The sequence below is a fragment of the Actinomycetota bacterium genome (genome assembly GCA_041658565.1).
Taxonomy (GTDB): domain Bacteria; phylum Actinomycetota; class AC-67; order AC-67; family AC-67; genus JBAZZY01.
This window is the reverse complement of record JBAZZY010000005.1, coordinates 1-26,597: the sequence shown is the minus strand read 5'-3', so window position 1 is coordinate 26,597 and position 26,597 is coordinate 1. Positions and strand designations below refer to the sequence as shown.

Genomic DNA, 26,597 nt, shown 5'->3' with positions numbered 1-26,597 from the left:
CATGGAGCCACGGTTCGAGTTATTCACTGAAGAGCACGACGCGTTTCGGGTGTCCGCGCGCGACTTCATTCAGCGCGAGATCGCTCCCAACGTCGAGGCATGGGAAGAAGCCGGGGACTTCCCCCGCTCGCTGTACGAGCGGATGGGTGAGCTTGGTCTGCTCGGTCTGAAGTACGAAGAGGCCTACGGTGGGTCGGGTCCGGACTACCTGGCCGACGCCGTCCTGACGGAAGAGATCGCTCTATGCGGCTCCGGCGGTGTTGCTGCGGGAATCGGCGGCCACAAGGATCTGGGTTCGCTGTACGTCTACAAGTTCGGCGACGAGGAGCAGCGTAAGCGCTGGCTAGTTCCCTCGATTGCCGGGCGCGCTATCGGCGCCTTCGCGGTGACGGAGCCCGACGCCGGCTCCGACGTGGCCGGACTTCGCACGCGCGCGGTGCGCGACGGCGACTCGTACGTGCTGAACGGCCAAAAGATCTTCATCACCAACGGCTCCAAAGCCGACTACGTGGTGGTGGCCGTACGCACCGGCGCAGAGGGCTACGGCGGGATCTCGCTCATCGTCGTGGAGAAGGACACGCCGGGCTTTTCCTCGCGGCGGATCGAAACGGTCGGGTGGCGGACGAGTCACACCGCCGAGTTGTTCTTCGACGAGTGCCGTGTCCCCGCCGAGAATTTGCTCGGCGAGCAAGACAAGGGCTTCGTCTACATCATGCAGAACTTCCAGTGGGAGCGTTTGATCATGGCGCTGGGCGCCGTCGCATCCGCCGAGAAGATTCTCGAGATGGGGATCTCCTACGCGCGCGAGCGCGTGGTCTTTAAGCGTCCGCTTGCGAAGTTCCAGGTCTGGAAGCATCGGTTTGCGGATCTGGCCACCGAGATCACCGCGGCAAAGGCCCTCACCTATCACGCGTTGCGCAAGTTCGTCGCGGGCGAGGACGCAACACGTGAGGTTTCGATGGCGAAATGGCTGGCGACCGAGCTCGACTGGAAGGTTTCCGACGAAGTGCTGCAGGTCCACGGCGGATACGGCTACATGATGGAGTTCCCCGCGCAGCGCGCGTGGCGCGATTCCCGGCTCGGTCCGATCGGCGGCGGCACGACCGAGATCATGAAGGAGATCATCGCCAAGACCTACGGCCTGTAGGCGCAAGGACGTGTCTTCTTCCCGGCAGGAACTCGCGATCCGCCGTCAAATCAACTAGCGGATGAGCACTTTCGGTGGAGGTCCGGCATGCGGCGAATCATCTCGACTCTAATCCTCGCAGTTGCCGTTGTGGCTGCCCCGGCGGCCGGTGTGCCGTCTTCGGGCTGCGGCCCGAACACGGCGTTCGAGAATGAGCAGGTGCGGATCTGGTTCCAGGGATTCAAGGGTCACATCAAGGTGGAGAATGTTTCCGCCGAGGGCTCGTCCTTCGACGTGAAGACGGTCGCGCTGACCGAGCGCGCGGGCGATCAGGTTCTCGGGTTGATGAATCTCGAGCGGGCTTATCCGCAGGACGCCTCGGAATGCACGGTGACCCAGGAGGGCGACGAAATCGTCATTGCGTTCGGCGTGACGGCTGATGTGCGCGCGCCCGGCGAAGGCGCCCAGGGGGGCGACCGTGGCGCCGTGGGCCAGGCCCGGGTTCGGTTCGTATTTCACTTCAACACCGCGGACAACGGCTCGAAGTTCGACCTCAGTGTCGAGGACTGGCCGTGGCAGTCAACCGAGAGCACGCTGGACTTCGACCTGAATCTGATTGTCGAGGATGCGACGATTGAGCCGGCGCAAAACGGGGTCGGTTTCCGTGACTCCGACGGGAATCCGCGCGGGTACTTCGCGTGGGACCCCGAGTTCGTCGCCACCTATAGCGACGAGCACGAGGAGACGGGAACGGTCGAGTCCACGACGACCGCTGAGGGGGGTGTCGCAGGCGTCCACCTGGAGTTCGCGGGGGTTACAGCCGGTTATCGCAGCCTGTTCTACGACCCGTGGATGGGAGTGGGCCCGTATGTCGTCGTGGGGCAGTTGCTGCTGGGGGATCGCCTGCTTGTGTCCCCCCTGGAGGTTCTGCGCGGGGCACCGTCGATCTGAGTTCTCACACGAGGCTGTCGCGCCAGGCGGCGTGAAGGGCGGCGTAGTGACCGCCGGACGCGCGCAGGTCCGCAGGACTTCCGTCTTCGACAATGTGTCCGTCGTCCACGACGAGCACGCGGTCGGCAATGTCCACCGTCGACAGGCGGTGGGCGATGATGATCGCCGTCCGGCCGGCAAGCAGCGTCTTCAGTGCGCGCTGCACCAACCGCTCCGACGGTATGTCCAGCGACGATGTCGCCTCGTCCAGGATCAGGACCCTGGGGTCGGCCAGGAATGCGCGCGCGAAACTGACGAGTTGACGCTGGCCTGAGGACAGCCGCCCACCCCGCTTGCGCACGTCGGTGTCGAAGCCCTGTGGGAGGGACTCGATGAAGCGGCGCGCGCCGATCGCCTCGGCAGCCGCCACCACCTCGTCGCGCGAGGCCTCGGGGCGTCCCAGCGCGATGTTATCGGCGACGGTGCCGGAGAACAGGAAGGACTCCTGGGTGACCATCGCGACATGTCGCCGCAGTACGGCGTCAGGGATCTGCCGAAGGTCGATGTCGTCGAGCAGAACCGCTCCCGTGGTGGGATCCCAGAAGCGCGAAACCAGTCGAGCTACGGTGGTCTTGCCGGCGCCGGTCCTGCCGACCAGGGCGACGACTTGTCCTGCCGGTACGTGCAGCGATACCTGGTGCAACACCGGGTCGTTCCGGTACGCAAACGTGACGTTGTCCAGGCGCACGGCTCCGGTGACCGCAAGGGGAACGACGGGATCGGACGGTTCGGGAATACCCGGAGTCTCCTCCAGAATCCCGGACAGATTCTGCAGCGCCGCCGAGGACGCCTGCAGAAGGTTGTAGACCTGGCTCAGTTCTTGCAGCGGTTCGAAGAACCGCCCCACGTACAGAACGAAGGAAACGAGCACTCCGATCTGGAGATCTCCGTCGAGGACTCGCGTCCCTCCGTAGATAAGAACAACGGCCGTGGCTAGGCGGCCGAACAAGTGCAGTCCCGGTGCCAGGATTGAAAGCAGGCGGATCGACTCGACGTTCGCGTCACAGTAGCGAGCGTTGACGTCGGCCATGATCTCTTCGTTGCGCGCTTCGCGGCGGAAGGCCTGGACCGCGCGGATGCCGCCGAGTGATTCCACAAAGTGCACGATGACCAGTGCGACCGTGCGCCGCGTCGTGCGGTACACCACCCGCGAGCGATCACGGAACCAGCGACTCAGCAGTATCACTGCCGGAAAGACCGCAAGTGTTGCTGCGGCCAACGGACGGTCGAGCAGGACGAGCGCGACTGAGATCCCCGCAATGCTCAGCATGTTGGAGACGAGGTCGGCGATCCCGGTGGAAAGCAGATCGGTAATTGAGTCGATGTCCGACGTTAGGCGCGCGATCACCCGTCCCGACGTGTAGCGCTCGTAGAAGGACAGGCTCAGGCGCTGGAAGTGCGTGAACACGCGCCGGCGCAGATCGCGTAGGACGTCCTGGGTCGTGCGCCCCATCACCCGCAAGAAGACCCAGCTCGTGATGGACTCCACGAGGACCGCCGCAGCGAGGCCGGCGAGAACCGCGAGCAGGGTGGGAGAGGGGTGGCGGTCGGACGGTCGGATCGCGGCGTCGATTCCTGCACCCACGAGGAAGGGAACGGTCAAGTCTGCGGCGGTGTTCAGCACGATCAAGCCCGTCCCCAGCCGGATGCGGCTCCGGTACGGGCGCAGCAGCGAGCCGAGCAGATGCCTGCTGCGCCGCTGCAAGAGAGATGCGGTCTTTCCCTCGAGCGCGTCGGTATCTTCGGCGGCTACGCCCCTCCAGGAGTCGGTTGCGTTCATCGCGCATCCTCCCGGGCGTCGTGGGACAGGACGTCGCGGTACAGCGGAACGCTCTCCAGCAGTTCGGTGTGCGTTCCGGTTGCGACGATGGTCCCGCCGTCCAGCAGGGCGACGCGGTCGGCGAGCGCGAGGGTGGAGGGGCGGTGCGCCGATAGCAGCGCCGTCGTCCCTGAGAGCACGCGCGCCAGTGCCGCTTCAATCTGCGCTTCGGTGTGCACGTCGACGGCCGACAGTGGATCGTCGAGCACCAACACGCGTGGGTTGCCGATGATGGCCCGCGCCAGCGCGAGTCGCTGCCGTTGTCCGCCCGACAGTGAGTGGCCTTGCTCGCCGATGCGGGTGTCCAGTCCCCACGGAAGGTCGTAGACGAAGGTGGCGTCGGCGGTCTCGAGCGCGCGCCGGATATCGTCGTCGGTGGCGCGCGCGCGTCCGAGCAACAGGTTCTCGCGCGCGCTCATCGAGAACAGGATCGGCTCCTCGAACGCCATCCCGATCTGGCCGCGGAGAGAGTGAAGCGTTGCGTCGCGTACATCGGTTCCGTCCAGCAAGACCCGGCCTCCCGACACGTCGTGTAACCGAGGCACCAGCGATGCGACCGTTGTCTTCCCGCATCCGGTCAACCCGACGATCGCCAGCGTTTCGCCGGGACGAACCTCCAGATCCAGCCCGTCGAGCACGCGCGCCAGCGAGCCCGGGTACGCGAACGCGACGTTCTCGAACCGGATGTGTCCCGCTGCCGCGTCGATCTTGACGGCGCGAGGGCGTTCGGAGACAGACGGTTGCGTGTCCAGGACTTCGAAGACGCGCTCGGCCGCAGTTCTGGCCTGCTCGGCGCCGGCAAGAATCCACCCGACGCTTCGAATCGGCCAGGTGAGTTGATTGAGATAGCCGACGAACGCGGCGAGTCCGCCGACCGACATGCGTCCGGTCGACACGGCCCATCCGCCGAATCCCAGGACCGCCATCAAGTTGAGGTTGGGCAGCAAGTGCAGCAGCGTCCAAAACGATGCAGTCAGCCGGACGGCTTCCATGCTCGAGTCGTGGACCACGTCTGTCTGCTTGCCGAATCGATGCGTGACGAACGCGGCGCGTCCGAATGCCTTGATGATCCGGATGCCCGTCGTGCTCTCCTCGATGATCGTCGTCAGATCGCCTTCGTTGTCCTGCACCTTCCGAGATATGTCGTGGTAGCGCAGGTCGAAACGGCGCGTGAAGAGCACGACGGGGATCGCGATTGCTGCCGTGAACACCGCCAGGGGTGCGTTCAGTCGAATCATCAAGTAAAGCGCGGCTCCGAACTGAACCACGTTGATGACCAAGAACACCAGACCGAAGCCTATGAACCGTCGGATGGTCGACAGGTCGCCCATGGCCCGCGAGAGCAACTGACCCGACTGCCACCCGTCGTGGAACGACACCGGCAAGCGTTGCAGGCGCGCGTAGATCGCGTCCCGCATGTCGCGTTCCATGCCGATTGAGGCGCGCGCGGCCGTGGTCCGGCGGACGTAGGCGAGGCCGGCCTCGGCGAGGCCGACGCCGACGACCGCAAGTCCGAGCACCACGACGGTGCGACGTTCGCCGGCGCGCAGCGCATCGATTACGGCACCGACGATCGGCGGAATCGCGAGTCCCGCGCCCATCATCCCGAACCCAACCAAAAGAGAGAACGCCAAGCCGCGCGCGTGCGGGCGCGCGAAGTCGCGGCATCGGAGCAGTGCGTTGTCGGATCTCAAGGGGCTTACCCCCCGTCGGGGTCGGGGCGGAGCGACGAGGGATGTGGGTGAGTCTAGCGGCCGGGGAAGAGCACCTGCCGCGCTTTTCTTGTGTGTTTCGCATGCTGCCGGGTACCGTATTCGGCCATGAACCTAGCCATCCTTGCCGAACGTCACGTCGAGCGATACGGGGAGCGCGTGTCGCTTATCTTCGAAGGCACCAGGCTGACCAATGTCTGGCAGTTGCAGCGCAGTCGGCATTTCGCTACCGCACTCGCCGAGATCGGAGTGGTGCCCGGCGACCGTGTCGGCGTCATGCTCCCGAATTCCCCGGACGTGCTTACGTCTTACGGCGCCATCACGCGCGTCGGCGCCGTCATCATGCCGATGGTGTTCTTGCTCGCGGTGCCGGAGGTGCAGCACATCTTGCACGACTCGGGCGCCAAGGTCGTCATCACCTCGCCGGAGTTCGCGCCGAAGATCGCCGAGTCGATCGCGGGAATGCCGAGTCCCCCGATCGTGATCGTGACCGGTGCGGGTCCGTTCAGCGATGGGACGCTTTCCTTCGAATCATTGCTCGCCGGCGCGACGACCGGACATCCGATCGTCGACAGGGATTCCGACGACCTCGCAGTTGTTTCCTACACGAGCGGGACGACGGGGCGGCCGAAGGGCGTGATGTTGACCCACGGGAACCAGTTGTTCAACGCAGAGACTTCGTCTAGGGCGGTTCCGATTCACGACGGGGATGTCACGGTCATGTGCCTGCCCTTGGCTCACCTGTTCGGAATCAGCGTGATGCTGACGGGGCAGATGGTCGACGCCACCGGAGTGATGCTGCCATGGTTCACTGCCGAGGGGTTCTTTGCAGCAGTGAACGATTACGGCGTGACGTCCAGCGCCATGGTCCCGACGATGCTTACTTACATGCTGCAGCACCCCGACTTCGAGAAGGTGAACTGGTCGACCTTCCGCTGGGTGGTCATGGGAGCCGCGCCTCTGCCGTTGGAGCTGACCGAGGAGTTCGAGAAGCGCACGGGCGCCCGAGTGCTCGAGGGGTACGGGTTGACTGAAACGAGCCCGACGGCGACCGTGATGCGAATCGAAGAACGCCGACAAGGGTCCTGCGGCCGGCCGGTGCCCGGCGTCGGGATCAGGATCCTCGACGACGACGACAAGGAAGTTCCCGTGAACACCCCGGGCGAGGTCTGCATCCAAGGCCCGAACGTCATGAAGGGCTACTACAACATGCCCGAGGAGACCGCTACGGCGCTGCGCGGCGGGTGGTTCCACTCCGGCGACATCGGTCACGTCGACGAAGACGGCTACCTCTACATCACCGACCGCAAGAAGGACATGATCATTCGAGGCGGCTTCAACATCTACCCGCGGGACGTCGAAGAGGTCCTCTACGGGCACCCCGCCGTGGGCGAAGTGGGGGTCGTCGGGATCCCCGACGCGCGGCTGGGAGAAGAGGTCCGGGCCTACGTGGTCTTGAAGCCGGGGGCGGAGGCGACCGAGGAGGAACTCCTTGGGTATTGCCGGTCGATCCTGGCCAAGTACAAGACTCCCAAGTCGGTTGTGTTCACCGATGCACTTCCCAAGAACCCGATCGGCAAGATCCTGAAGAAGGACCTGCGAGAGATAGCCCGGCAGGAGATGGGTCTGTAGGTCTTGGAGGACTCCATGGGTTGCCTCGGTGCGATAGAGTCGGGCCCATGAAGGAAGGAAGGCGCCGGCTGGATCGCGTGCTCGATCCGACATTCCCAAACGATCTGCAAAGCCGCACCACGGACGAGATCCGGGCGATGCGGATGGATTGCTCTGAGGAAGAAGCCTTGCTGTCCTACGAGCGCAGGCTGATTCACGGGCGACTCGCGATTCTGCGCGCCGAGTTGGAACTGCGGGCCGGCGGGGACGAATCCGACTCAATCGTCGATCGACTGCCGCAGATCCTCGCGGGAGAGAGCAGAGGCGCGCGCGGCAGCTTCACCGCCCGAGACCCGAACATCACCTTCCAGCAGGCCAGCCGACGGGTGACCAAGCTCGTATCGGACGACACTTTGATCAACTTGCCGTCGCTTAGCGACGAAGAGATTCGCGCGCACGTTCTGGAGTTGGAGGGTGCGGAACTCGAGGTTTCCGAGACCCGCGTCCAGGTGTTTGCCGTGCTCGACAGGCTCACCGAGGAGATTGCCCGCCGCTACAAGACCGGCGAGGCCAATCCCGGCGATCTGCTCGCGAGTCTGTAGTTCTCGCGGGACTCGTTGCGCCCGATAGGGCTATAGACGGGCGGTCTGCGCTGTCTATAAGATCACTCCTGGATGAGATCGATAGTGCGTGAGGGCAGCCGCGTGCAGGTCCTCGTCGTCGACGATGACCCGCTTGTCCGAGCCCTTTTGTCTGAAGTGCTGCACGAAAGTGAGTTTGACCTCCGACAGGCCGCCGACGGCACCGAGGCGCTGCGCGTTGCCGGTGAGAACGTCCCCGACGTGATCGTGCTTGACGTGATGATGCCGGGTGTCAACGGCTTCGAGGTCTGCCGCCGTCTACGGACGGACCCGCGATTCGAGGATGTCCGCATCGTCATGCTGACCGCGCGCGACACCCCCGAGGACAAGGCGCGCGCGTCCGCCGCCGGTGCAGATGCTTTCTTTTCAAAGCCGTTCAGTCCCTTGGACCTGATCGAGATCGTGGCGGGACCACGCAAGACCACTACGTGAGACCATGATGAGAGACGAGTTCGATTCACTTCAGGAGCGAATTTCCGATATCGGTGAACCGGGAGAGTCCCCGTACCTCAACGAAGCGGCGATCCGAGGGCAGTTGCTGGCGTTTGCGCGCGATCTCAGCCGGATTCATCGCAAGGAGCGCGCGCGCACCCGGGAGCTGGAGCATGCCGTCGCCGAGATCGAGGAGTCCTACATCGCGACGATCCAGGCGATGGCCTTCATCGTCGAGGCGCGCGACGTGCACACCTTCCACCATCTCAACCGCGCGCATGACTACGCCGTCGCTCTGGCCGAGCGTGTCGACACCGTGCTGGCCGACGACAAGGTGTTCAAGTTCGGCTTCCTCCTTCACGACATCGGCAAGGTTGGGATACCCGAGCACATCCTCACGAAGCCGACACCGCTGACGCGCGAGGAGTGGGAGGTCATGCAGACGCACCCGCTGCTCGGGGGGCAGATTCTCGCTCCGATTCGGTTCCTGCGCCGGGCGATTCCTATCGTTGAGTGTCACCACGAGAGGTGGGACGGCGCCGGGTACCCGCGAGGACTCGACGGCGAGGACATCCCCCTCGCTGCGCGGATATTCACCGTCGTCGATTCCTTCGACGCGATGACGTCGGACAGGCCCTATCGGCGCGCGCTTTCGGTTGAGGAGGCGGTCTCCGAGATCGTACGCGTGGCGGGAACGCAATTCGACCCTGAGTTGGCGCACGAGTTCGCCGCGTTGTGCGCGGAGCGGATGGACGCGTGGCCGCTCGATCGCGCGGCTACGGTCGCCGGGATTGGGTAGACGCCTCGGCTAGCATGACCGCAGTGCGAGTGGTCGTGTTGTCGGACATTCATTCCAACCTCGAGGCTCTCGAGGCGGTGTTGGTCGGTTCGCGGAGCGAAGAGGCCGATCTAACGGTGGTGCTCGGCGACATCGTTGGATACGGGGCCGATCCCGAGGCTACGCTGGGTCTGGTTCGGAGCGTATCGCCGCTGGTGATGTTGGCGGGCAACCACGACCTGGCTGCCGCCGGTGGATTCGATCTATCTTGGTTTAACCCTGTGGCTGCTGCGGCCACTCGGTGGACCGCCGAGAATCTGTCGCCGGATTCGCGCGCCTTCTTGCGGGACCTTCCGGTCCGACGCCTGCACGATGATGTCTTGCTGGTGCACGGATCAGTGGTGGATCCGGTCGCCGAGTACGTGGTTCGCCCTTCGGACGCGGCGCGGAGTTTCGGCGCCGCCGACTTCGCGAAGTGCCTCTTCGGTCACACCCACGTGCCGGCGGTGTTCATGCGGGATCTTTCCGGGATCCACCACCTCGTGCCGATCGAGGGCGAGTCGATCGACTTGCCGGCCTCTTCGCGGTGGATGTGCAACCCCGGCAGTGTCGGACAGCCGCGCGACGGGGATGCGAGAGCGGCCTATATGGTTCTCGACGTGTCCCAGTGTCGCGTGACTCTGCGCCGGGTGGCTTATGACGTCCAGAGCGCACAGCGCAAGATCTGCGCGGCCGGCCTGCCCGAGGTTCTGGCCGCGCGCCTGGAGATGGGGCGATGAGCGCAGACCCGCTTGTTGTTGAAGTCGTGCGATCGGGCGTGTGCGAGAGCGTGCATCTGCTGGATGTTGTCGTTGTGGACGGTGCGGGGAATGTGGTCGCGTCGGCGGGGGACCCTTCGTGTCCCGCAGCGTTTCGGTCGTCGGCCAAGCCGATCCAGGCGCGCGCGTCGATCCGAAGCGGATGGGTGCCGGTCGACGATTCCGCGCTCGCTATCGCGTGTGCGTCTCACGGTGGAGAGCCGGCGCATGTTGCTGCGGTGCGTGCGATCCTCACGGCCGCAGGATTGCCTGAGGCGGCGCTCGCCTGTCCGCCCGACGTCCCGGTTGATCCCGCAGCGGCGCTGGCGGTTTCGGCGCGCGCCGCCATTTACCACAACTGCTCCGGAAAGCACGCGGCGATGCTCGCTGCTTCGATTGCGGCCGGCTGGTCGCCGGAGCGGTATCTCGAGCCGGATCACCCCGTCCAGCAGGCGGTGCGGGAGCTGGTCGCCGAGCTCTTCGGGACCCGTCCGCGCGAACTCGTCGATGGTTGCGGTGCTCCGACGGTGGTGGCGGAATTGGCGGTGCTGGCGCGCGCCTTCTTGCGCCTCGATGGGGGACCGGAGGCCGCAGCGATGCGCGCACACCCGTTTCTCATCGGCGGAACCCGGCGTGTGGACACCGACGTGATGACTGCGGTTCCGGCGTTACTCGTGAAGTCGGGGGCTGAGGGTTTGACCTGCGTCGCCGGGCCGGGCATCGGAATTGCTCTCAAAGCCCGAGACGGAGCGGCTCGCCCGCGCGGCCCGGCCCTGCTGTACGTGCTGAACGCTCTCGGACTCATCGACCAATCCCAGACCGAAGCGCTTTTCGAGCATGGAACCGGGCCGGTTCTCGGGGGCGGCCATCCCGTTGGGCGGGCTCGCGTCCGGGGGCGGTTGTCCGGGTCGGGTATTCGCTAACTGGTGTTAAAAGAAACGCTAGCTGCGGGCTTGCACTCGGTGCGCGCTCCTGCTAGCCTCCGTATCAGTCTGCAACGATCACAAGGACGGACAAGTGGCGTTGAGCAAGGTAGGGGAACTCGGCAACTTCATCCGCGATCAGCGGCGCACTGCGCGGCTGTCGTTGCGGAAGATGTCGCAGATGGCCGGGATCTCCAACCCGTACCTCTCGCAGATCGAGCGGGGGTTGCGCCACCCGTCGGCGGAGATCCTCCAGGCGATCGCCAAGGCTTTGCGCATCTCGGCAGAGACGCTCTACGTCAAGGCGGGAATCCTGGAAGAGCGCGAGGGCCAGGACTTAGATCCGGTGACCGCGCTGCTTCGCGACGCGACCCTCTCCGATAAGCAGAAGCAGGTCCTCGTTGAGATTTATCAAAGTTTTCGTCACGAGAACGAACTGGAAGACGGTGGACGCGTCACGAGCGTGGCCGCCGCGAAGGGGCGTAAGAAGGCCGTGAACACGTCTTCCAGTGTCTCCGAGACTACGGTCCCGGTGAAACAAGTGAGTACAAGCGTATGAAACTGGCGGGGGGACGGAGACCGCAGGCTCTCGCAGCCCTCACCCGGCTGGCTCCCCTTCGTCCTCCCGCCGTCAAACCTGAATCCCTGAGAGGGGGTACACGATGAGTACTGCAAAGAAGGCCATCGCAACAGCCGTCGGTGCCGGAACTGCTGCTCTGACGAAAGCTCGCGAGCTGCCGCAGCGTGTAATCACGCTGTCGAGTCCGCTCAAGCCGAACGTCGTCATCGACCTTCGCCAGATCCCCAAGCAGATCCAGTCGCTCGGCGCTTCGGTGCCGTTGCTGGCCACGGAACTGGTCGACGAGGCCAAGAAGATCTCCGACTTGGCGACGACGCGTCTGACCAAGGCTTACGTCGACTTGGCTAAGTTGGCGCAGGGCACAGTCATCAAGCCGAAGGCAGCCAAGCCGAAGGCAGCCAAGCCGAAGGCAGCCAAGCCGAAGGCAGCCAAGCCGAAGGCAGCTTCCGCGCCCAAGGCAGCAGTCAAGCCGAAGGCCGCGTCCAAGCCGAAGCCTGTCGCGAACTCGAGTGTGGAGACCGCGTCGACTCAGGAAGCCGCGCCGGTTGTTCCGGTCGTCACGGAAGTCGCTCCGGCCGAGTAAGACCCGTCATTCTCAAAGAGCCCGGCTTGCCGGGCTCTTTGCGTTAGGCGGGTGTGCGCAATCCCTCGGGGATTGACGGGACGGAGGGTGGGTCCTTGCGTTAGGCGGGTGTGCGCAATCCCTCGGGGATTGACGGGACGGAGGGTGGGTCCTCCTTTACTGCCGAGGTAGTGAAAGGGTTTCCGGGGGCTTGTTGAACTCGTTCGGATACCGCGCTCCCGATAGGTATGCGTACGCGATGCCGACTATGACGCCGCCGACGATGTTCCCCGGTACCGTCCACGCGAGATTGCGGGCCATTTCTCCCACAGTTGCGGATCCCTGGAAGATTCCGAGCGAGAACAGGGTCATGTTCGCCACCGAGTGCTCGAAGCCCGCAGCGATAAAGGCCAGCAGCGCCCACCACAGGACGGCCAGCTTTGCCCCATCGCTCTTGGTCCGCATGGCCATCCACAGGCCGAGACATACGAGCATGTTGCATAGTGCGGCGCGCCAGAAGAGCTGCCCGCCGGTCGCCGCGTTCTTGGCCTCGATGAGTTTGTGAACGAGTGCAATGCCCGGCGCCGGTTTGCCGGCGGTCGCGCCGGCTGCGAGTGTGCCCGCTGCGTGAACGAGCGCTGCGAACGCGACCGAGCCCACGAGGTTGCCTATGAGTGACGCGACCCAAACCCCGGCCAACTCGCGGGCTTTCACGGCCCGGGTGCAGAGCCCTTGGATCATGTACATGTTGTTCCCGGTGAATAGATCCGCACCGGCGAACACCACGAGCGTGAGAGCGATGCCAAACACAGCCGCCCCGACCAAGGCGCTGAACGGCGATCCAGCCGCGACGAGAGGGGCCTTCACGCTCAGCAGAAGAACAACCGCGATTCCAACAAACGCACCGGCGAGTGCGGTGCTTGTGAGATAGCGCCCAAAGTTCTGCGAGTGACGCGCCTTCAGGGTCGCTGCATTGCCGGCCTCGGCCATCGCTTCCACAATCGAAATGGGCATGGTCGAACCCTCTGTCCGGCGTGGGACGAGGCGTGCCGTTGGGCGAGCCCCGTGGGTGCGGCGAGCACTCTATCACCTACGGTCTAAGTAGGAAATCTTGGCACAAGCGATTGCCGGACCCCTGTCGCCTCTTTTCGAGGTGGGAAATCGCCCCCCAGCCGATGCTACCCTTCGGGGTCCATGGACTCCGTCGTGCGTTTCGGCCTCGAATCCCTGACGGATGTCGCGGGGGCGTGGGCGTTGCTGTGGGAGTCCGATCCGTCCTCGACGCTGTTCCACCATCCCCAGTTTGCCCGGGCGTGGATCCCGGCGTCCGATCCAAGCGCGCGCCCGGCGCTGATCGAGGTTAGCGACGGTACGGATCTGGTGGGGCTTGCACCTGTGAGCGTCGGCCCCGATGGCGTTTTGCGCTTCTTCCTCGATCCCGAAGTTACCGACTACCTTGGTCCGATCTCGCGCCCGGAACTCCGCGACGTGGTGGCCGAGTGTGCGTTCGAGGCCATGGCGACGATTCCCGGGTGGACCGAAGCCGACTTCGCCGGGCTCGACGCCGACTCCGGGTGGGTAGAGGCGCTCGCGCGCGCGGCTAAGGCCGCAGGGCTCGAGGTGCAGGAAGAACCGATGGATGTCGCGCCCCGAGTGGGACTGCTCGGCGACTTCGAAGCGTATCTCGCGGGGTTGAACAGCAAACTTCGCCATGAGATCCGACGCAAGGAGCGGCGGCTTGCGCGGGAGCACGAGTACGCGATTCGGCTGTCCGACGTCGCAACGCTGGACGACGATCTCGAAGCTTTCTTCCGGATGCACCGCGCGTCGGACGGTCCGAAGGGGCATTTCATGCACGAAGGCGCGGCGAGCCTTTTCACACGTATCGCTTCGGCGTTTCTGCGACACGGGTGGCTGCGGCTTGCATGGCTCGAATCGGCCGGTGTTCCGCTTGCCGCGGTGTTCTCCTTCAGCGCGCGGGGCACTTGGAGTGTCTACAACTCGGCGTACGACCACCGTCACCGCGAACTTGCTCCGGGCATGGTGCTGATGGCGGAGACAATGCGTCTTGCGGCAGAAGAAGGATGCCATACCTTCGATTTCCTGAGGGGATCCGAGCCGTACAAGTACCGCTTTGGGGCTATCGATGCGTCGGTCCGGCGGTTGCGGGCGCGGCGAACGTGATGCGGTCGCGGACGGAGCGCCGGACTGAGAGCGGGGGAGATCGCGCCGTCGCTCGCGTAGCGCTTCTCTCGGTGCATACGTGTCCGCTGGACCAGCCCGGGACCGGCGACTCCGGGGGGATGAACGTCTACGTGCGCGCGGTTGCGCATCGTCTTGCCGAGATGGGTGTGTCCGTCGACGCGTTCAGTCGCTGGTCGGGAAACTCCGAGCGGGTTCGTGAGGTCGAGCCGGGGGTTCGGGTCATCCACCTCGCGGCGGGGCCGCCGTCTCCGGTACCCAAGCAAGACCTGGGGAACCACTTGTCGGAGTTCTTGTACTCCCTGCTGAACTTCGATGCGACCGAAGCGACGCGTCTTGGTACCGAGGGGCCTGTCTACGACATCGTGCACAGCAATTACTGGCTATCCGGGCGCGTCGGGCGACTCGCGGCCGAGCGGTGGGAGCGACCGCTCGTGCACTCATTCCACACGATTGGGCGGGTGAAGAACCAGAACCTCGGTTCGGGTGACACTCCCGAGCCGGCCGCGCGCATCGCGGCTGAGGATCGAATTGTTCAGACTGCCGACTGTCTTCTGGCACCGACCGCGGACGAGGCCGCCGACCTCATCGCCCACGGAGCCCGTCCTGATCGAGTGCGCGTGGTCCCTCCGGGGGTCGATACCGATGTGTTCAAACCTGGTTCGCGATCGGCTGCACGCCGCCGGTTGGGACTGGACGATCGGCGACCGGTGGTGTTGTTCGTAGGGCGTTTGCAGCCCTTGAAGTCCCCCGACATTGCAGTGCGCGCGCTCGCTGAGGTCGTCGCCGCCGACCCCGAACTCGATCCCGTCTTGGTCATGATCGGCGGCCCCTCCGGCGCCACGGGGATCGGTCCCGAGGGGATGCGCGCGCTCGCCGGGTCTTGTGGAGCCGCTGATCGCCTCATGCTTCGCGCTCCCGTGCCGCATGCCGAGCTGGCCGACTACTACCGAGCTGCGGATGTCGTCATCGTGCCGTCGCGAAGCGAGTCCTTCGGCTTGGTGGCGCTCGAAGCGGCGGCGTGCGGAACTCCGGTCGTAGCAACAGACGTCGGCGGACTCCGCACGACCGTGAGGCACGGCGCGACTGGGCTGCTTGTGCCGGGAGCTGATCCGGCCGCGTTCGCGCGCGCGCTTGCCGACATCCTGTCCGACCCGGCGCGCGCGGGGGCGATGGGTGATGCCGCGACGCGGTTCGCGCGCCGGTTCGACTGGCGGTGCGCCGCGGCGGGACTGCTCGAGGTCTATGAGGATCTCACGGGAGAACGAAGCTCCGCGCGTTCGGCCGAACACCGCGACGACCTCGTGTCGTCGTGACGGTCGCGGACGCCGGGAGCGCGGAGGTTCGGCGCGCGCTCATCGTTGGGGCACATCCTGATGATCCCGAGCTGTTTGCCGGAGGAACGGCCGCCCGGTGGGCGCGCGCGGGCGCCGCGGTCCGGTTCCTGCTGCTCACCGACGGCCGGATGGGGACACAAGATCCAGACGCCGATCTCGGGGATGTCGCAAGGAGTCGGATCGATGAGGCCGTCGCCGCAGCCGCTGTGATCGGGGCTGAGGCGCCGGTCTTCGCGGGTTTCCCCGACGGGGAGTTGGTCGCGCATAGGGCGGCGGCAACCGAGGTGGTCGCGCGCGCGATTCGGGAGTTCCGACCCGACGTCGTCGTTGGGCACGATCCGTGGCGCCCCTACGAGCCTCATCCGGATCATCGCGCAGCGGGATTCGCGACGTGCGACGGGGTTGTGGCCGCGCGCGAGTGGCACGCTCTCCCGGCGCTGCGTGCCGCAGGGCTTGACCCTCATCGTCCAAGGGAGGTCTGGCTGATGGGAACCGGCGCGCCCGACCGCTTCGTCGACATCACCGCGACTTTCGAGTCAAAGGTTGCCGCGCTCGCCGCGCACGCCGGCCAGTTCGCGTCGGTAAAGGGCTGGCGCCGTCGTGTCGAAGACTGGAACGCCAGGATTGGGGCCGAGGTGGGCTGCGGGTTCGCCGAGGCCTTCCACGATTTCGCCGTTTCCTGAAACCGGCGATACGTCCTTCCCGCTACACTTTGAGCATGTTCACGGGTAAATGGGTTGTTCTGCGGCGCGTGGAGCCGCGGGACTACGCCGATATTCAGCGCTGGCAGAACGACCCGGAGGTCTTTCGCTGGATGGACTACACCAGTCCGTTTAGCCTGGAGGACATCCGCGCATCTGAAGAGCGCGCCTGCGCGGAGGGTTATCCGTTCGTCATCACCATCGAGGGCAAGGCCGTCGGGCGCATTGGGTTGAACAACATCCGTCCGCGGGATCGGATGGCGTCGCTATACGTGTTCGTCGGCGAGGAGTCGGCGCGCGGCCGAGGGTACGGGCTGGACGCACTTGTGACATTGCTTGGGTTCGCCTTCGAGGAACTTGATCTGCGCAGGGTCGAGTTGTGGATGCTCGACGGGAACGATCGCGCCCTTGCCGTGTACAAGTCGGCAGGGTTTGAGGAAGACGCCCGCCTTCCCGAGCGCTCCTTCAAGGATGGGGAGTACGTGGCGCACGTAGTCATGAGCGTTGATCGCGACGGCTACGCCCAGGCGCGCGCGGCGCTAGAGGTGTGATGTCGGCCGCCGAGGTAGTGCAATGCTTCTTTGACGCTTCGGGGATCCAGCACCGGCGCGTGGACGATACCCACTGGATTGCTGAGTTGGCCGGCGAGCACAAGTCGTCGATCCCAATCGCGATTTCGCTTACGGGGCAATGCGTTGAGGTCGAGGCGTTCTTCATGCGGAGGCCTCAGGAGAACCAGGAGCGCTTCTACGAGTTGCTGCTTCGACGGAACACGCGCGCCTACGCCGTTTCGTTCGCGCTCGACGAAGCCGGTGACGTGTACCTGGTAGGCAGGCGCGCGATTGCCGGACTCGACGAGGACGAGATGGACCGCATCGTGGGCTCGGTTCTGGTCGAAGCCGATGGGTTGTTCGACGCCGCCGTTTCCATCGGTTTTGCGAGCTACCTCGAGGCGGACCTTAGATGGCGCGCGACCCGCGATGCGGAAGCCAATATCCACCGCGCATAGTGCTTGCAAAGATTCGCAAACTGGGTTTCGCCCTATGCGCACCCGCTGACCTGCGGAAATGCATCGCGACCAGGGGTTTTCCCCGTCTTGATTGACTGAATTGGCGTGATATCTTTTGCATGCCCCGAGCGGCCGGGAACGGCCGGAAGGGGGAACCGACCGGAAACGCGACGGACGGGCCGAGGCGACGAGCCGAGCCCACGCGGATCCGCAGGCAGACGGGAAGGACTTGTCCGGACCGATCGTGCGGCGGTAGACGCGAGGCGAGGTACGAGCCGAGTGACCGAACGGCGCCGACACCGGGAGGAGCCCTCTGAAAAGCCGGGAAAGTCGGTCGGGGCGCTAAGGGTCCGGGGAGTCTGAGGGCGAAGGAAAGCGAGGCGTTCGCGCCGAGCGGACCGAGCCGGTAGGACACCTCGGACCCTTTGCCTTGCCTTCGCAGCGAGGCATGGCCCCCTAGAATCAGGCCGTGTTGCGCTCCCTGGTGCTGGCCGTTGCGAATCGCCGGGTCGTTCGCCGCGCGGTCACCGGAGGCCTGGGACGCCGGGTCGCCTTGCGCTTTGTGGCCGGAGAAAGCGTTGACGATGCAGAAGTCGCCGCCCGCTCGCTGAACGAGGCCGGCGTCGACGTCTCGCTGGATTTCCTCGGAGAAAACATCGTTGACGTCTCGCAGGCGGACGCCGCGCGCGAGGTCTACATCGCGGCGATCGAGCGGATCGTGGATGCGGGCCTGCGCGCGAACGTGAGCATTAAGTTGACGCAACTCGGGCTGGATTTGGATACGGAGACGGCGATCTCCAACGCCGTCTCGATCGCCGCGCGCGCCGCCGTCGCTGGGACTTCTCTCACTCTGGACATGGAAGACCATCGATACACCGACCGCACGATAGACGGATGTGTTCGCGCAGCCGGTGAATTCCCGGGCAGTGTCGGAGTTGCGTTGCAGGCTCACCTCCGGAGAACGCCGGCGGACCTCGAACGCGTGAGCGCGATTCCCGTGCCCGTGCGGCTGTGCAAGGGCGCGTACCGCGAGCCCCATGCGATCGCGCTTACGCGTCGCCGGGACGTCGACTGTGCGTTTGCCCAACTCGCGACTCGGTTGATGGCCTCACAGGCTTACGCGATGATCGCCACTCACGACGAGCGGCTGATCGAGCATGCGGCACGTGCGGCGGCGCGCGCCGGGCGCGCGCGGGATTCGTTCGAGTTCCAGATGCTCTACGGCGTGCGCCGGGAGTTGCAGAGGGATCTGGTGGCCCGAGGCTTCCGCGTTCGGGTGTATGTGCCGTTCGGCAGCGAGTGGTACCCGTACTTGATGCGTCGGATCGCCGAACGTCCGGCAAACGTGCGCTTTTTTGCCGAGGCGATGCTGCGCGGATGACTCGAGCGCCCTGACGGGGGTTCGTCTCGGGTAGCATTCTCGCAAGCGCGGCAGTGGAGGCGACCAATGCACAGGCTTGCGATCATCGGCGGCGGCAAGATGGGAGAGGCGCTTGCGGGCGGACTCCTGCATGCCGACTGGGTGCCGTCGGACATCATCGTTGCGGAAATCCACGAGGAGCGGCGCGCATTGCTCGCGCGGACTCTCGGCGTGGACGTCACCGCCGATATCGCGCATGCCGCCGAGGATGCTGAGACGATCGTTCTCGCGATCAAGCCGCAGGACATGGAAGCCTTGCTGGAAGAGATGTCCGGGTTCGTGCGCGGGAATCAGTTGGTCATCTCGATTGCGGCGGGGATCCCTATCGAGATGATCGAGCGTCGTTTCGGCAAGGACGTTCCCGTCGTGCGCGCGATGCCGAACATGGCGGCAATCGTGCGGGAAGGGGCCGCCGCGATCGCTGCCGGTAGTCATGCTACGCCCGAGCACATGGCGCGCGCCGACGCCATCTTGTCGGCAGTGTGCCGCATCGTCCACCTGCCCGAGCGCTACCTGGACGCCGTCACCGGCGTTTCAGGGACCGGTCCCGCTTACCTCTTCTTCTTGGCGGAGTCCCTGATCGAGGCGGCGGTCGGCGTAGGCCTGCCGCGCGAGGTCGCCACTGAGCTGACCGTGCAGACCCTCGTCGGTGCCGCGCGAATGCTGCGAGAGACTGGGCGTCATCCCGTGGAGCTGCGCGAGGAAGTCACGTCTCCCGGCGGGACGACGGTGGCCGCGATGCGGGTGCTGGAGCGCGCCGGAGTTCGTTCGGCGTTCCTGGACGCGGTGCGGGCGGCGACCGATCGCTCCCGCGAACTCGCCGAGGGCCATTCCTAGTCCGGTGACTCGTTCTTTCCCCTTCCGCGCCCGAGACGGCCGGAATGGGGTTGTGCGCGTAGCCCGCTGGAGAGACGCGCGCGCCTGCCTGGCGATCACGTGGGAAGCGATGCATGAGCGGCCGCGGACGTTGTCGGTTACCGAGGGGGAGTTCTGGGACCGGCGTGAGTGGCGACGCAATCGCCTCGGGTGGGGTGACCGTGGGACGACGCTGGCTGCGGAAATCGACGGCAAGGTGATCGGGACTCTTTCGTGTGCGCGCGGCTCGCGCGCGGCCAACCGTCACGCCGCGGAGTTTGGAATCATCGTTGGGCGAGCCGCGCGGGGGCTGGGTGCCGGGCGCGCGCTGATCACCGCGGCCGAGGTCTGGGGAGTCGAACATGGGGTTCTCCGGATGACCTTGGGGGTCTTCCCCTACAACGAGCGCGCGCTGCGGCTCTACGAGTCGCTTGGGTATGTGCGCGAGGGCGTGGAACGCGACGGAGTGATGTTCCCGGAGGGCGGTATCGACGTGATCCGCATGTTCAAGCGAATCGGACCCCCTCGGGTGCGCGCGCGCGGCTACGATGAGGTTCCGGCAACCGGCGCGACGGAAGGTGAGGGCGATGGTTGAACAGCATCGGTCCATCTATGTCGGAGGGAAGTGGGTTCCAGGCCATTCCGGCGAAGTCTTCGAGGTCCGCAATCCTGCGAATCGTGACGACGTTTTAGCGGAGTTCGCGCGCGGTGATGCTGCCGACATCGATGCCGCCGTAGGGGCCGCGAATGCGGCCTTTGGATCTTGGATGCGCACGCCTGCCCCTAAACGTGCCGATTACGTTCTGCGCGTCGGCTTGATGCTCGAGCAGCGCAAAGAGGAACTGTCCCAACTGATGGCGCGCGAGATGGGAAAGACACTCAGGGAGTGTCGCGCCGACGTGCAGGAAGGCATCGACTTCGCTATCTACATGGCCGGAGAAGGCCGGCGGATGTTCGGAGTTACGACCAAGAGCGAACTGCCCGACAAGTTCTCGATGACCGTGCGGCATCCGATCGGCGTCGCGGCGCTCATCACGCCGTGGAACTTCCCGATCGCGATCCCGACGTGGAAGCTGTTCCCCGCGCTGGTTTCGGGGTGCACGGTTGTCTTCAAGCCGGCGGAGGACACGCCGCTGCTCGCGATGCACTTGGTGCGCATGTTCGAGGAAGCAGGACTCCCGGCCGGAGTGTTGAACTTCGTTCCCGGCATCGGCGAGGAGGCGGGGGCGGCTCTGGTCGATCACGCCGATGCCCGCTGCATCTCGTTCACCGGATCGCTCGATGTCGGTCGGCAGATCAGCGTCAAGGCGGCCGGACAGATGAAGCGGGTGTCGCTCGAACTCGGTTCGAAGAACATCTTGATCGTAATGCCCGACGCGGACCTCGACGTCGCCGTTGAGGCCGGCGCGTGGGGTGCCTTCGCGACGAGCGGTCAACGGTGTACGGCGACGAGCCGAATCGCGGTTCACGGTTCTGTGATAGATGAGTACCGGGAGCGTCTTCTGGCGCGCGTCGGCGGCATGAAGGTCGGCGCCGGAACGGACCCCGCCACCGATCTTGCTGCCGTCATCAACGACAAGCAGAAAGCGCGCATTCTCGAGTACATCGACATCGGACGCGGTGAGGGTGCGCGAGTGCTGACGGGCGGCTACCCGCTCGAAGACGGTGAGTTCGCCAAGGGGAACTTCATTGCACCGACGGTGTTCGATGGGATGACTCCAGACATGCGCATCGCGCAGGAAGAGATCTTTGGTCCGGTAACCGGTTTGATCGAGATCGGGTCCCTCGACGAAGCGATCTCGGTGGCGAATTCCACGCAGTACGGCTTGTCGTGTTCGATCTACACCCGCGACATCACCAACACTTTCAAGGCTATCGAGGGGCTGGAGTTCGGGATCGTCTACATCAATGCACCCACCATTGGAGCGGAAGTCCAACTTCCGTTCGGCGGCATGAAGTCCACGGGCAACGGTCACCGCGAAGCGGGGCCGGTGGCGCTCGACGAGTTCACCGAGTGGAAGTCGGTGTCCGTCGACTACTCCGGGCGCGTGCAGAAGGCTCAAGGGATCGATTGAGCGAGCGCGTCGCCGTCGTCTGGGACGATGATTACCTCGCGTACGACTTCGGGATGAAGCATCCCCTGAAACCGATTCGCGTGAAGCTCGCCGTCGAGCTGTCGCGCGCGTGCGGGCTGCTCGATCTGCCCAACGTGACGATTGTCCGGCCGCGCGCGGCCGCGCGCGCCGAACTTCTCACAGTTCACCTTCCTGAATACGTCGATGCCGTTGAGTCGATCTCGACCTTGGATCCGTCGCCTTACGCGGACTACGGGTGGGGGATCGGGGTGTCGGATAACCCCGCGTTCGCGCACATGCACGACGCGAGCGCGCTGATTGCGGGCGGATCGATCGTGGCGGCAGAGGCTGTGTGGAGCGGATCGGCCGAGCACGCGTTCAATCCCGCCGGGGGACTTCACCACGCGATGGCCGATCATGCGTGGGGATTCTGCGTTTACAACGATCCCGCGATCGCAATCCGGTGGCTCCTGGACAACGGCGCGTCGCGCGTTGCCTACGTAGACGTGGACGTCCACCACGGCGATGGGGTTCAGGCTGCGTTCTTCGGGGACCCGCGGGTTCTGACGATCTCACTGCACGAGACCGGTGAGTATCTATTTCCGGGCACTGGGTTCGTGGGTGAGATGGGACGCGGCGACGCGGAAGGAACGAAGGTCAACGTCCCGCTCCCTCCCTTTACTTCGGACGATCCCTATCGCGCCGCTTTCGAGCGCGTCGTGCCGCCGCTGCTGGAAGCGTTCCGTCCGGAAGTGCTCGTCACGCAACTCGGGTGCGACACGCACGCGACCGACCCCCTGGCCGACCTCGCCCTCACCACGCGTTCGTACCGCTACCTCGCGGAAGCGTTTCACCGCCTGGCTCACGATGTGTGCGGCGGGCGCTGGGTGGCCGTCGGCGGCGGCGGATACCAGATCTACGAAGTCGTTCCGCGCGCGTGGACGATCTACCTCGCCGAGATCGTCGGTGGGTCCGTGCCCGAGATGATCCCCGCCGAATGGGTGGATCTCGCACGGTCCAAAGGGGCGCAGGTATTGCCGACGCGCTTCGACGATCCGAGGGTTGTGCTGCCGGCCGGTCGACGTGAAGAGGCGGCCGAGCGCGCGCGCCGCTCCGCCGACGAAACCGCCGCGCGCATCTTCCCCTTCTTCGGGATCGGCTCTGGCTAGGATCGAGGGATGATCTGTCCCATCTGCCGTGAATCGTCGGTTGACCTCAAGGCGACGCCGAAGCCCTACACGTTTTACCGCTGCAGAGCATGTGGCGTGTACTTCGCCGATCCGCGTCCCAAGCCTGAGCAGACCGGGGAGTTGCACACCGACGCGTACTACGCGGGGGGGGCGCGTCCAGACGAAGACGTCCACGAGGCAGCCTCGAATGAGGTCGCTGCCTACCGGAGTCGGGAGCTTCTCGAATTGCTGGGCCGGCCGGGCCGGTTGCTCGATGTTGGATGTGGGACCGGATTCTTCTTGGCTGCTGCACGCGACGTCGGGTGGCAGGTTCAGGGCGTCGAGCCAAGTGCGGCTGCCGCAAACCACGCGTCCGCGGTTTTTGGTGTGCCTGTGTGGGAAGGGTTTCTGGAAGAAGCGCAATTCCCTGATGGCAGCTTTGACGTCATCACGCTTATCCACGTCCTCGAGCATTTGCCCGATCCGCGCTCCCTTATCAAGGAGTCGCGCCGGTTGCTGGCCCCTGGAGGAATTCTGCGCATCGCTGTGCCCAATGCCCGTGGGTTGCTGTATGCCGCCTACAACATTGTTCACAGGTTGCGTGGGCGCTACGGCCGGACCAAGTTCTCGTGCAGCCTTTTCCCGCCGTTTCATGTCTTCGCGTGGGATGCCGGCTCATTGCGCACGCTGCTTGAGATGGAGGGATTCGCGATCCAACGTATGTTCACGGTCGGCAAAGGAGATGCGCGCTACTACGCCGTGGCCGATTGGCGAGCGACCGGCCGGCATTGGCGGATGACCGCAGGCATTGAGCGTGTTGGAGCGGTGCTCGGACGCGGAACACTGTTAGAGGCGAGCGCAAAGAAGGCGCTTGGCGAGTAGTGCGCAGGCAGGACCTAGAACCGGTCGGGTCCGCGCGGGGTGCGAGAGTTCCCTTGCCATGAGTTCTTGCGGCCGCCGGCAAGGGCGCGCGCAAGTAGCAGCACGCCGACCACGACGAGCGCGCCGGCGAAGATCGGGACGTTGCGGTCGCGGCCGAGCAGGTCGTTGACCCCCGACAGTAAGAAGCCGAGACCACCCGCCCACAAGATCAGTCCGGCGCTGTGCCCGGCGGCCTTCTGTGCGATTGCGGACAGCAGCAGGATTCCCCCGGCTACCGTCGCGGGGATTCCCGTGGAGAGGTCCGCCGTGATGACGATGCCGGCCCAGATCAGCAGGAGGCCCCAGGTCGCGGTCTCAATGCGGCGTTCGCCGGCGGACTTTAGGAACCACATGCGTCCGATGCTACACCGGCGCCGTCGGCGAACGCTCGATAGACTCGCTGCTCATATGACCCCCGAACTTCGAACCAGGCTGCGCGCGCACCTGTTGGCATCACGCATCTCCGGCGACACCGGAACCTTGCGCGGGCACTGCGTATACAACGCCGAGGCTCTGGCCGACGGCGACCCGGACAAGTTCTTGGGTGTCGGCGCGCGCGGGCGTGACGCGGCCGGCATCATGCGCGCAGTTGCTGCGTTGTGCGGCTGTTCGGAATCGCTGGAGGAGCGTGATGGGCCCGGCGTTATCGACCCCGACCGAACGCTCGCGGGACTCGAGGCACTGGGAGATCGGCTGGGGGACGCCGCAGCGGCGGGGGAACGCTTGCTTATCGTTACGGGCCACCCTTCGGGCCTGTTGCCCCTTTATCAAGCACTGGCGCGCGCCCTGAGCGACAAGGGGGCCCGACTGCTCACGCCGATGGAGGATGTCGACTTGCGGCCGCCCGACGGACGCTCGAACCGCTGGTGGTTCCGCTACTTCGACGGCGTCGCGGTGCTGCTTGGCGGCGTCGATTTGGTGCATACCCACGAGAGTTGGCCGATGGATGCCCTGCTGGATTCGCCGGAGGTTCCCGACCTCGTTCTGGCGGACCACGGCTTCGCCGGGGCCGCCGCGACGCGCGGGTTCGACACTGCGTGTCTAACCGACGTCAACGACCCTGCGATCGCCGTTGCCTGGGAAGACGGGCTGATCGGTTGTGCCGTTCCGCTCGACGACAACCTTCCGCCCCGTGCGTACGCTCCGCTTCAGGAGTACCTCGTCGGCCGGATCGCAGGGGCTGGAAGAAACGGCTGAAACAGAAGACTCATTTATCACCAGACGTGTACAGGTGTATCCTAGGGGTCTCAGCGGAAGGAGCTCGGTTGGCGAGTGAGTCCTCGTCCAGCGGCCCCCGATTTCTTACTGCTTCGGAGGCCGCTGAGCGTATGCGCGTTTCTAAGATGACCGTGTACCGGCTGATTCGGGCGGGCAGCATTCGTGCGGTCCAGATCGGCAAGGCTTATCGCGTTCGTGAAGACGATCTTGAACGGTACCTGGATTCGAGCTACGTGAACTCGGCCGACTGATCCGCCGAGGTTGACGCACGGTATCTCGCTACCGCCTCTGCTGTGGGGCCGTTACGACGTGGGGCGGATTGCATGGATCAGTACGACAGGCTGCTTGCTCGGATCGTCGAGCGCGGGGGGATGGTCGTCGCGCTCGGGGGGTTGGATTCGGGCAAGACGAGTTTCTGCCGCATGTGCGCGGCGGTCGCAGTGCGCTTGGGGAAGACGGTTGCCTACATCGACGCCGACGTAGGGCAAACCACCGTCGGGCCGCCGGCTACCATCGGGCTGAAGTACTTGTCGACCGACGAGGATCTGGAGCCGGATCGCCTGGCGCGCGCCGACGCGCTGTACTTCGTGGGCTCGACTTCGCCGCAGGGGCACCTGTTGCCGATGGTCGTTGGGTCGATGAAGCTCGCCGAACAAGCGCGCGCGACCGGCGCGCATCTGATCGTGGTTGACACCACGGGCTTCATCGGCGGGACCGTCGGTCAGGTGCTGAAGATGTACAAGGTCGAGGCGCTGGGTCCGGATTGGGTCGTTGGGTTTCAGCGCGGTGAGGAACTTGAGCCGATCCTCGGCGCCATCCGTCGAGCGCTTCCGCCGGAGGTTGAGTCCCTTCCAGTGCATCCGCAAGTGGTTCCTTCCGGGGTTGAGCAGCGGTCCGAGCGACGCCGCAAGCGCCTTGAGGGGGTTTTCGAACCGCCGCTTCAGCGGTGGAAGGTCAAGGCCGGCGTGTTCGTGCCGGCGATTCCGCCCGAACTCGACCCCGCAATGCTCGAAGGCCTGCTGGTCGGTATGGAGGACGGCAAGGGCAATTGCATCGGGTTGGGCATCCTGGAATACACCGCCGAGGGCTTGCACATGGTCTCCGCCGTCTCGGAGGGCGCTAAGGCCCTTCGGTTGGGAACTTTGCGCGTGTCATCCGACTATCACACCACCCCGGTGGACCTGCGGGAGATCTTCATTTCCGACTAGCGCGGTTTCCCGGTAGACTTCCCGGTCTCACGCACAGGAGACTTGATGGGTTCGATCGTAAAGAAGCGACGCAAGAAGATGCGCAAGCATAAGCACAAGAAGCTGCTGAAGAAGACGCGCTGGCAGCGTCGCCAGAAGGGCTGATCCCCCCGGCGCCGCGCGCCGGTCTATCTCCACACTCCGCGTGCACCGCACCGGCCGTGCCGGGTCCGCTAGCATCGGGCCTGTAGGGCCGTGTGCCGGTGTGCGCCCGAGGAGGTGGAAAGATGAGCCTTGCCTTCCGGTTTCTGACGTTTCTGTCGGACTACGGCCTGGAGGACGAGTTCGTCGGCGTCTGCCGCGGCGTAATAAAGCGTTTCGCGCCTGAGGTTGAGGTGCTCGACATCTCTCACGGGATTCCGCCGCAGGACATCTCCGCGGGCGCCGCGGTGCTGGCGCAGGCGGTTCCGTACATGCCGTCGGCGGTGCATCTTGCCGTGGTCGATCCCGGTGTCGGAACGGACCGGCGGGC

30 protein-coding genes are annotated in these 26,597 nt (G+C 65.1%); 26 read left to right on the top strand and 4 right to left on the bottom strand.

Features of this window, described 5'->3' with window-relative positions; translation table 11 throughout:
• The first annotated feature begins 1 nt into the window (after window position 1).
• Both WDA27_04675 and WDA27_04670 read left to right on the top strand, forming a co-directional pair.
• A complete protein-coding gene (locus WDA27_04675) occupies window positions 2-1,147 on the top strand; it encodes an acyl-CoA dehydrogenase family protein (GenBank protein ID MFA5890238.1) in 1,146 nt (381 codons plus the stop codon).
• A gap of 87 nt (window positions 1,148-1,234) precedes the next feature.
• The gene (locus WDA27_04670; GenBank protein ID MFA5890237.1) at window positions 1,235-2,077 is read left to right on the top strand and encodes a hypothetical protein; all 843 of its coding nucleotides are present in this window, start codon (window positions 1,235-1,237) and stop codon (window positions 2,075-2,077) included.
• Window positions 2,078-2,081: 4 nt separating this feature from the next.
• On the opposite strand, the gene WDA27_04665 is transcribed toward WDA27_04670, so the two are convergent.
• Both WDA27_04665 and WDA27_04660 read right to left on the bottom strand, forming a co-directional pair.
• A complete protein-coding gene (locus WDA27_04665) occupies window positions 2,082-3,896 on the bottom strand; it encodes an ABC transporter ATP-binding protein (GenBank protein MFA5890236.1) in 1,815 nt (604 codons plus the stop codon).
• Window positions 3,893-5,629, bottom strand: coding sequence for an ABC transporter ATP-binding protein (locus WDA27_04660; protein MFA5890235.1), 1,737 nt, complete (start codon window positions 5,627-5,629; stop codon window positions 3,893-3,895). Before WDA27_04660 ends, WDA27_04665 begins: the two co-directional genes overlap by 4 nt.
• A 126-nt stretch (window positions 5,630-5,755) precedes the next feature.
• On the opposite strand from WDA27_04660, the gene WDA27_04655 reads away from it, so the two are divergent.
• The 8 genes from WDA27_04655 (at window position 5,756) to WDA27_04620 (ending at window position 11,992) form a co-directional block, all read left to right on the top strand.
• Entirely contained in the window at window positions 5,756-7,279 is a 1,524-nt protein-coding gene (locus WDA27_04655) for a long-chain fatty acid--CoA ligase (protein ID MFA5890234.1), read from the top strand.
• Between the two features lie 47 nt (window positions 7,280-7,326).
• Complete coding sequence (locus tag WDA27_04650) at window positions 7,327-7,860, top strand: aerial mycelium formation protein (GenBank protein ID MFA5890233.1); 534 nt, start codon at window positions 7,327-7,329, stop codon at window positions 7,858-7,860.
• A gap of 72 nt (window positions 7,861-7,932) precedes the next feature.
• Window positions 7,933-8,331, top strand: coding sequence for a response regulator (locus tag WDA27_04645; GenBank protein ID MFA5890232.1), 399 nt, complete (start codon window positions 7,933-7,935; stop codon window positions 8,329-8,331).
• Between the two features lie 4 nt (window positions 8,332-8,335).
• The gene (locus tag WDA27_04640; GenBank protein MFA5890231.1) at window positions 8,336-9,130 is read left to right on the top strand and encodes an HD-GYP domain-containing protein; all 795 of its coding nucleotides are present in this window, start codon (window positions 8,336-8,338) and stop codon (window positions 9,128-9,130) included.
• Between the two features lie 14 nt (window positions 9,131-9,144).
• The gene (locus tag WDA27_04635) at window positions 9,145-9,888 is read left to right on the top strand and encodes a metallophosphoesterase family protein (protein ID MFA5890230.1); all 744 of its coding nucleotides are present in this window, start codon (window positions 9,145-9,147) and stop codon (window positions 9,886-9,888) included.
• Window positions 9,885-10,829, top strand: a complete 945-nt coding sequence (locus WDA27_04630) for an asparaginase (protein MFA5890229.1) — start codon at window positions 9,885-9,887, stop codon at window positions 10,827-10,829. The genes WDA27_04635 and WDA27_04630 overlap by 4 nt, the downstream gene beginning before the upstream one ends.
• 94 nt (window positions 10,830-10,923) lie before the next feature.
• On the top strand, window positions 10,924-11,388 hold the full coding sequence (locus WDA27_04625) for a helix-turn-helix transcriptional regulator (GenBank protein ID MFA5890228.1): 465 nt from the start codon (window positions 10,924-10,926) through the stop codon (window positions 11,386-11,388).
• A 103-nt stretch (window positions 11,389-11,491) separates the two neighbouring features.
• Window positions 11,492-11,992, top strand: coding sequence for a hypothetical protein (locus WDA27_04620; GenBank protein MFA5890227.1), 501 nt, complete (start codon window positions 11,492-11,494; stop codon window positions 11,990-11,992).
• 156 nt (window positions 11,993-12,148) lie between these two features.
• Here the strand turns inward: WDA27_04620 and WDA27_04615 are convergent, their stop codons facing one another.
• On the bottom strand, window positions 12,149-12,985 hold the full coding sequence (locus tag WDA27_04615) for a formate/nitrite transporter family protein (GenBank protein MFA5890226.1): 837 nt from the start codon (window positions 12,983-12,985) through the stop codon (window positions 12,149-12,151).
• Window positions 12,986-13,165: 180 nt separating this feature from the next.
• On the opposite strand from WDA27_04615, the gene WDA27_04610 reads away from it, so the two are divergent.
• From WDA27_04610 to WDA27_04560, 11 genes are all read left to right on the top strand, one after another.
• Window positions 13,166-14,155 (top strand): GNAT family N-acetyltransferase, encoded by a 990-nt coding sequence (locus WDA27_04610; GenBank protein MFA5890225.1) that lies wholly within the window; start codon window positions 13,166-13,168, stop codon window positions 14,153-14,155.
• Window positions 14,155-15,489, top strand: coding sequence for a D-inositol-3-phosphate glycosyltransferase (mshA, locus tag WDA27_04605; GenBank protein ID MFA5890224.1), 1,335 nt, complete (start codon window positions 14,155-14,157; stop codon window positions 15,487-15,489). The genes WDA27_04610 and mshA overlap by 1 nt, the downstream gene beginning before the upstream one ends.
• Window positions 15,486-16,193: a PIG-L deacetylase family protein gene (locus tag WDA27_04600; protein MFA5890223.1), complete on the top strand. Its 708-nt coding sequence runs from the start codon at window positions 15,486-15,488 to the stop codon at window positions 16,191-16,193. The genes mshA and WDA27_04600 overlap by 4 nt, the downstream gene beginning before the upstream one ends.
• Before the next feature lie 35 nt (window positions 16,194-16,228).
• Window positions 16,229-16,762 (top strand): GNAT family protein, encoded by a 534-nt coding sequence (locus WDA27_04595; GenBank protein MFA5890222.1) that lies wholly within the window; start codon window positions 16,229-16,231, stop codon window positions 16,760-16,762.
• Window positions 16,762-17,220 (top strand): YbjN domain-containing protein, encoded by a 459-nt coding sequence (locus tag WDA27_04590; GenBank protein MFA5890221.1) that lies wholly within the window; start codon window positions 16,762-16,764, stop codon window positions 17,218-17,220. The genes WDA27_04595 and WDA27_04590 overlap by 1 nt, the downstream gene beginning before the upstream one ends.
• A 469-nt stretch (window positions 17,221-17,689) precedes the next feature.
• Window positions 17,690-18,601 carry a proline dehydrogenase family protein gene (locus WDA27_04585; protein ID MFA5890220.1) on the top strand — a complete coding sequence of 304 codons (912 nt, stop codon included), beginning with the start codon at window positions 17,690-17,692 and terminating at the stop codon, window positions 18,599-18,601.
• Between the two features lie 66 nt (window positions 18,602-18,667).
• Entirely contained in the window at window positions 18,668-19,477 is an 810-nt protein-coding gene (gene proC / locus WDA27_04580; protein MFA5890219.1) for a pyrroline-5-carboxylate reductase, read from the top strand.
• A 52-nt stretch (window positions 19,478-19,529) separates the two neighbouring features.
• Entirely contained in the window at window positions 19,530-20,090 is a 561-nt protein-coding gene (locus tag WDA27_04575; protein ID MFA5890218.1) for a GNAT family N-acetyltransferase, read from the top strand.
• Window positions 20,083-21,570 carry an aldehyde dehydrogenase family protein gene (locus WDA27_04570; GenBank protein ID MFA5890217.1) on the top strand — a complete coding sequence of 496 codons (1,488 nt, stop codon included), beginning with the start codon at window positions 20,083-20,085 and terminating at the stop codon, window positions 21,568-21,570. The genes WDA27_04575 and WDA27_04570 overlap by 8 nt, the downstream gene beginning before the upstream one ends.
• Window positions 21,567-22,739 (top strand): acetoin utilization protein AcuC, encoded by a 1,173-nt coding sequence (locus WDA27_04565; GenBank protein ID MFA5890216.1) that lies wholly within the window; start codon window positions 21,567-21,569, stop codon window positions 22,737-22,739. Before WDA27_04570 ends, WDA27_04565 begins: the two co-directional genes overlap by 4 nt.
• 9 nt (window positions 22,740-22,748) lie before the next feature.
• Complete coding sequence (locus tag WDA27_04560; protein ID MFA5890215.1) at window positions 22,749-23,621, top strand: class I SAM-dependent methyltransferase; 873 nt, start codon at window positions 22,749-22,751, stop codon at window positions 23,619-23,621.
• Between the two features lie 14 nt (window positions 23,622-23,635).
• Here WDA27_04560 and WDA27_04555 read toward each other — a convergent pair whose 3' ends face one another.
• On the bottom strand, window positions 23,636-24,013 hold the full coding sequence (locus tag WDA27_04555; protein ID MFA5890214.1) for a hypothetical protein: 378 nt from the start codon (window positions 24,011-24,013) through the stop codon (window positions 23,636-23,638).
• Between the two features lie 55 nt (window positions 24,014-24,068).
• Between WDA27_04555 and WDA27_04550 the strand changes: the two genes are divergently transcribed.
• The 5 genes from WDA27_04550 to WDA27_04530 all read left to right on the top strand — a co-directional run.
• The gene (locus WDA27_04550; protein MFA5890213.1) at window positions 24,069-24,857 is read left to right on the top strand and encodes a phosphatase; all 789 of its coding nucleotides are present in this window, start codon (window positions 24,069-24,071) and stop codon (window positions 24,855-24,857) included.
• A 68-nt stretch (window positions 24,858-24,925) separates the two neighbouring features.
• Window positions 24,926-25,129 carry a helix-turn-helix domain-containing protein gene (locus tag WDA27_04545; protein ID MFA5890212.1) on the top strand — a complete coding sequence of 68 codons (204 nt, stop codon included), beginning with the start codon at window positions 24,926-24,928 and terminating at the stop codon, window positions 25,127-25,129.
• A 72-nt stretch (window positions 25,130-25,201) separates the two neighbouring features.
• Window positions 25,202-26,086, top strand: coding sequence for a Clp1/GlmU family protein (locus WDA27_04540; GenBank protein MFA5890211.1), 885 nt, complete (start codon window positions 25,202-25,204; stop codon window positions 26,084-26,086).
• Window positions 26,087-26,131: 45 nt separating this feature from the next.
• The gene (locus WDA27_04535) at window positions 26,132-26,230 is read left to right on the top strand and encodes an AURKAIP1/COX24 domain-containing protein (GenBank protein ID MFA5890210.1); all 99 of its coding nucleotides are present in this window, start codon (window positions 26,132-26,134) and stop codon (window positions 26,228-26,230) included.
• 122 nt (window positions 26,231-26,352) lie between these two features.
• Window positions 26,353-26,597: SAM-dependent chlorinase/fluorinase (locus WDA27_04530; protein MFA5890209.1), on the top strand; the 245-nt coding region annotated here is incomplete at its 3' end.